Annotated in this window: 3 protein-coding genes; 2 read left to right on the top strand and 1 reads right to left on the bottom strand. The window is 69.9% G+C overall.

Annotated features, from left to right (window positions below):
• The first annotated feature begins 21 nt into the window (after positions 1 to 21).
• Positions 22 to 3,951: a VaFE repeat-containing surface-anchored protein gene (locus tag HMPREF1023_RS15355; RefSeq protein ID WP_009304280.1), complete on the top strand. Its 3,930-nt coding sequence runs from the start codon at positions 22 to 24 to the stop codon at positions 3,949 to 3,951.
• 69 nt (positions 3,952 to 4,020) lie between these two features.
• The gene (locus HMPREF1023_RS01080; RefSeq protein ID WP_229040801.1) at positions 4,021 to 4,731 is read left to right on the top strand and encodes a class B sortase; all 711 of its coding nucleotides are present in this window, start codon (positions 4,021 to 4,023) and stop codon (positions 4,729 to 4,731) included.
• Between the two features lie 184 nt (positions 4,732 to 4,915).
• On the opposite strand, the gene HMPREF1023_RS01075 is transcribed toward HMPREF1023_RS01080, so the two are convergent.
• The coding region (locus HMPREF1023_RS01075; protein WP_198006007.1) for a hypothetical protein at positions 4,916 to 5,115 on the bottom strand (200 nt) is incomplete at its 5' end.

Raw genomic sequence — 5,115 nt, 5'->3', positions numbered from 1 at the left:
TAGGACGGAACGGAGGATAAGATGGACGAGAAGACACGGGCGCGCGCGCCCGAGAAGATCCTGAGATGCGCCCTCGCGCTGCTCCTGGCAGCGGCGACGCTGCTGTCGAGCGCCTCGCCCGCACTGGCGGCCGAGCCGGCGTACGAGTCCGGCAGAGGCGTCACCCTCGCCGAGAAGCTCGGCTTCGACCCCGAGGCGTTCGTCGCCAACCTCGAGGCCCACCAGGACAGGTACCTGGGTACGCCCTACACCATGGACGACCGCGAGGCGGGCCCCGGCCTCGGCATGGACTGCTCGACGTTCGTGAGCTACGCGCTCATCAACGAGGCGGGCGTCGCTGACTCGGCGCTGCGCTACGACATGCAGCCGCGCCACTCCGACGACAACTGCCTGCCCAACACCGAGACGCTCTTCACCTGGGCGTTCGCGAACTGCGACGTGCAGGTATTCGGCAGCAAGGAGGACCTGCTCGCGAGCAAGCCCGCCAAGGGCGACATCCTGTTCGTGTGGGCAAAGTCCGCCGGCGAGGTGCCCCTCGGGGGCGGGGCCAGCCACGTGGGCATCTACTGGGGCGAGGGCAACGGCGAGGACCTGATGTTCCACGCCACCCCGCCGGTCTGCAAGATCGGCCCCATCGAGGGCAAGGTGGTGGGCGACCTCTACTACGCGAAGGCCACCGTGTCCCACGGCTTCGACCTGACCGTGGACAAGAGCGCCGGCGACGCCATCGCGCTGGCCACCGAGGGCAACGGGAAGTACGCCGCGAGCCTCGAGGGCGCGGAGTACGGCGTGTACCGCGACGAGGCGTGCACCGACAAGGCGGCCAGCATCACTGTGTCCGCCAATGGGTCCGGCTACTCCGGCACCGCCGAGGGGCTCGACCCTGGCACGTACTGGGTGAAGGAGACGAGGGCACCGGCGGGCTACGCGCTCGACCCGAGCGTCCAGCGCGTCGTGCTCGACGATGACGCGACCGTGTCCTCCGTGGAGGAGAAGCAGTACTTCCCCATCGACGTCTCCGTCGTCAAGCTCGCGCGCGACGGAGAGACGACCCCCGAGGGCGACGCCTCGTTCGGGGGCGCGAAGTTCCGCATCGACTACCCCAACGGCAAGTCCGGCGTCTACCAGGCCGGCCCCGACGGCAGGGTCTCCATGAGGGTGGACGACGGCGCCTTCGTGGAGGGAGACCCGCTGGACGTCGTGGACGGCATGTACGTGCTGCAGCTCGGCACGTACCGCGTCACCGAGGTCGAGGCGCCCCAGGGGTGCGTGATTCCCGAGGACGCCACGCAGACCATCGAGGTGACCGCATCGGGCCAGGACTCCCCCACGAGCACGCAGGCGACGTTCTCCAACGCCCTCGACGGCTCGCTCGGCTACGTGCAGACCCCGGCGCTGGGCGGAGTGGCGGTCGCGAAGGGCGACGCCCTGCTCTTCGACGAGGGCGACACCGGCGGCGACGGCGCCTACTACAACTACGCCCAGGGCGACGCCACGCTGGCGGGCGCCGAGTTCACCGTCTACAACGCGAGCACCGGGCGCATCTGCGCCGACCTGGACGGGGACGGCTCGATCGGGGACGGCGAGACGTTCGCCCCGGGCGACCCCGTCGTCACCATCGCCACCGAGTACGACGCCAACCTCGACGCCTACGTGGCGCGGACCGCCGACCGGCTGCTCCCGTACGGCACCTACCTGCTGCGCGAGACGAAGGCCCCCGAGGGCTACACGCCCGAAGGCGCGGTCGAGAAGGAGTTCCAGGTGCGCGAGGACGGCGAGGTCAGCGAGTTCCTCCTCGACGGGGGCGAGCTCAACGAGGTCGCCGCGGGCGGCGTGCAGGTCGTGAAGGCCGACATCGAGCTCGGGGCCTCCGAGGCGCTGGGCGGCAACGCCCACGATGCGCTGGGGACCGGCTCCACGCTCTCCGGAATCGAGTTCACCATCGCCAACGCGAGCGAGCACGGCGTCATGGTGGGAGGCGAGTGGTTCCACGTCGGCGACGACGTCATGACCATCTCCACGCACTGGAACGATGACGCCCAGGCCTACACGGCCGAGACCGCGCCCGACGCGCTGCCCTACGGCACCTACACCGTCCGAGAGACCGCGACCAACGGCTCCTATCTGCTCACCGACGGCGAGCCCCGCACCTTCGAGGTGCGGACCGACGGCGAGGTCGTGAGCGTCTCGAGGGACGGCGCGGCGCTCGAGTTCCGCGACCAGGTCGTGCGCAACGACATCGAGCTGTCCAAGATGGCCGAGGACACCAACGCCGCCCTCCAGGTCGCGTTCAAGATGACCAACGTCTCCACCGGGGAGGCGCACGTGATCGTCACCGACCGCAACGGCGACTTCTCGAGCGCCAGCAGCTGGAACGCGCACAGCGCGAACACCAACGGCAACGACGTGCTGCTCGAGGCCGAGTCCATCACGGCGGACATGATGGACCCGTCGGCCGGCGTCTGGTTCTCCCTCGGCGAGGACGGGTCTGAGGCGGAGGTTGACGACGCACTCGCCGCCCTCCCCTACGGCCAGTACACCCTGGAGGAGCTCCGCAGCGACACCAACGAGGGCTACGAGCTCGTCACCCGCACCTTCTGGGTCGAGCGCGACAGCACCGCGGTCAAGCCCGTGTGGATGTCCCTCGACGACCGGGAAGGGCCGAAGATCGGGACGCAGGCAACCGACGCCGCCGACGGCGACCAGATCGCCCAGGCGGGCGGGCAGGTGACGATCGTGGACACCGTCTACTACGAGAACCTCGAGTTCGGCGGCACCTACGCCCTCACCGGCACGCTCATGGTCAAGTCCACCGGCGAGCCGCTGCTCGACGCCGAGGGCAACCCCGTGACCGCAACCAAGGAGTTCACGGCGAACAACACCAACGGATCTGTCGACATCAAGTTCACCTTCGACGCTAGCCTGCTCGCGGGCGAGGACGTCGTGGCCTTCGAGAGCCTCGTCAGGGACGGCGTCGAGGTGGCCGCCCACGCCGACATCGAAGACGAGGGCCAGACGATTCACTTCGTCGACATCGGCACCACGGCCACGGACGCCGCGGACGGCGACAAGCTCGTGACGGGCCCCGAGGCCGCAATCGCCGACGAGGTCTCCTTCGAGGGCCTGACTCCGGGCGAGACCTACACGCTCGAGGCGACGCTCATGGACGCCGAGACGGGCGAGCCGCTGACGGGCGCCGACGGCAGCCCCGTGGCCGCGACCGCCGAGTTCGCGCCCGAGGCAGCCGAGGGCACCCAGACGGTCGAACTCTCCTTCGACAGCACGGGGTACGGCGGGCACCGCCTGGTGGCGTTCGAGAGACTGCTCGACGCCGAGGGCACCGTCCTCGCGGCGCACGAGGACATCGAGGACGAGGGCCAGTCGGTCACGGCGTGTGAGATCGGCACCGAGCTCGTCGACTCCGCCGACGGCGACCACATGGTCGAGAACGGGACGGTCAGCGTCGTGGACACGGTCGAGTATAAGGGGCTCGTCGCGGGCGAGACCTACACCGCCCACGGCACCATCATGGACAAGGCCACCGGCATGCCGCTTGAGGACGCGGAGGGCAACCCCGTGACCGCCGCCGCCGAGTTCACGGCGGAGAGCTCCGAGGGGACCGTCGAGGTGGCCTTCGAGTTCGACGCCTCCCGGCTCGAGGAGGGTGCCGCCCTCGTGGCGTTCGAGGAGGTGCTCGACGCGAGCGGGAACGTCGCCGCGGTGCACCAGGACCTCGAGGACGAAGGCCAGACGGTCGTCGTGGACAACCCGGAGACCCCCGAGGCGCCGGAGGCGCCCTATGCCAAGACTGGGGCCGACGCGCCCACCGGGGTCGATCCGCTCGTCGCGGGCGCCGTCACGCTGCTGGTGGTCGCATCCGTCGGCGGCGCGACCCTCGCTATCCGCTCCCGCATGAGGGCGGGCCGCAGAAAGAACGAGGAAGCCGAGTAGCACCAAGGCTGAAAAGCCGCACCCCTCCCGACCGACGGCCGGGAGGGGCGTCTCGCCAAGGGAGGAGAGATGAGAAGGATGTCCGTAGTGGCAGTAGGCTGCCTCGCGGCAGCGGCGGCGATCTTCGCGTTCCTCGTCGCGTCGTACACGAGGGAGACCATCCCCTACGAGGTCGCCGAGGTGCCCCTCGTGGAGGCGGAGGCGGGCGTGCCCGCGCCTGAGGAGGAGCCCGCCCTCGTCGACTGGAACGCGCTGCCGGACTCCGTCGTCGCCTGGGTTCGCGTCCCGGGGACCACCGTCGACTACCCCATCGTCCAGGGCGACGCCTCGGACCCGGACTTCTACCTGGCCCACGACATGAACGGCAGCCGCTCGGCGTGGGGAACCCCCTACATCGACGCCGGCTGCGCCGAAGGGGTGCTCAGCCCGCTCGTCGTCGTGTACGGGCATCACATGTCGGACGGCACGATGTTCGGACCGCTGGAGCGGTACGCCGATCGGGAATTCGCCGAGGAGCATCGCACGATCCTCATCTACACGAGGGAGCGGGCCGTCGAGCTTGAGGTCTTTGCCACGGACGTCGTGGACGCGGACAGGGAGGGCGTGCGCACCGAGTTCGGGGGCGCCGCCGACCTGCAGGCCTACCTCGACGAGAGGCTCGGCAGGTGCGAGGTCGTGCTCGAGCGCCCCGGAGGCGTCGAGCGGGCCTGGGCGTTCGCGACGTGCAGCTACCAGACCGCCAACTCCCGGACGGTCGTGCTCGCGAGGGAGGTGGGGTAGATGGCCAGCGCCGCGCTGTTCTGCATCGGCATGCTCATGGGCGCCTGCACCGTCACGGCGTACGCATGCTGCCGCGTCGGCTCCGCGCACGAGGACGACTGACGGAGAGGCGGGCGGAACGAAAGCGAGGGGCGGGGCCGCGCACCGGATTGCGCGGCCCCGCCCCTTCCGGTCCCCGGGCAGCCTAGTACCCGAGCTCCCTGAGGCACTTCCTCACCAGGGGGAGCAGCTTCTTCATCGAGTATGTGGCCGTCGAGTTGGCGCACCCCAGCTCTCGGGCGATGTCCTTGTACTCGCGGTCCTGGAAGAAATGCTGGCGGAAGATGTAGGCGTCTCGCTCGCTCGCGCCCGCGAGCACGCTCTCCACCGCGTCCACCAGGTCGA

Source organism: Eggerthella sp. 1_3_56FAA (assembly GCF_000185625.1).
GTDB lineage: Bacteria > Actinomycetota > Coriobacteriia > Coriobacteriales > Eggerthellaceae > Eggerthella > Eggerthella lenta.
This window is presented reverse-complemented; position numbering and strand designations above follow the sequence as displayed.

What these genes read in the sequence shown, in the direction of transcription:
- HMPREF1023_RS15355 (WP_009304280.1), top strand. Translation starts at nt 22, where the DNA reads ATGGACGAGAAGACACGGGCGCGCGCGCCCGAGAAGATCCTGAGATGC.
- HMPREF1023_RS01080 (WP_229040801.1), top strand. Translation starts at nt 4,021, where the DNA reads ATGAGAAGGATGTCCGTAGTGGCAGTAGGCTGCCTCGCGGCAGCGGCG.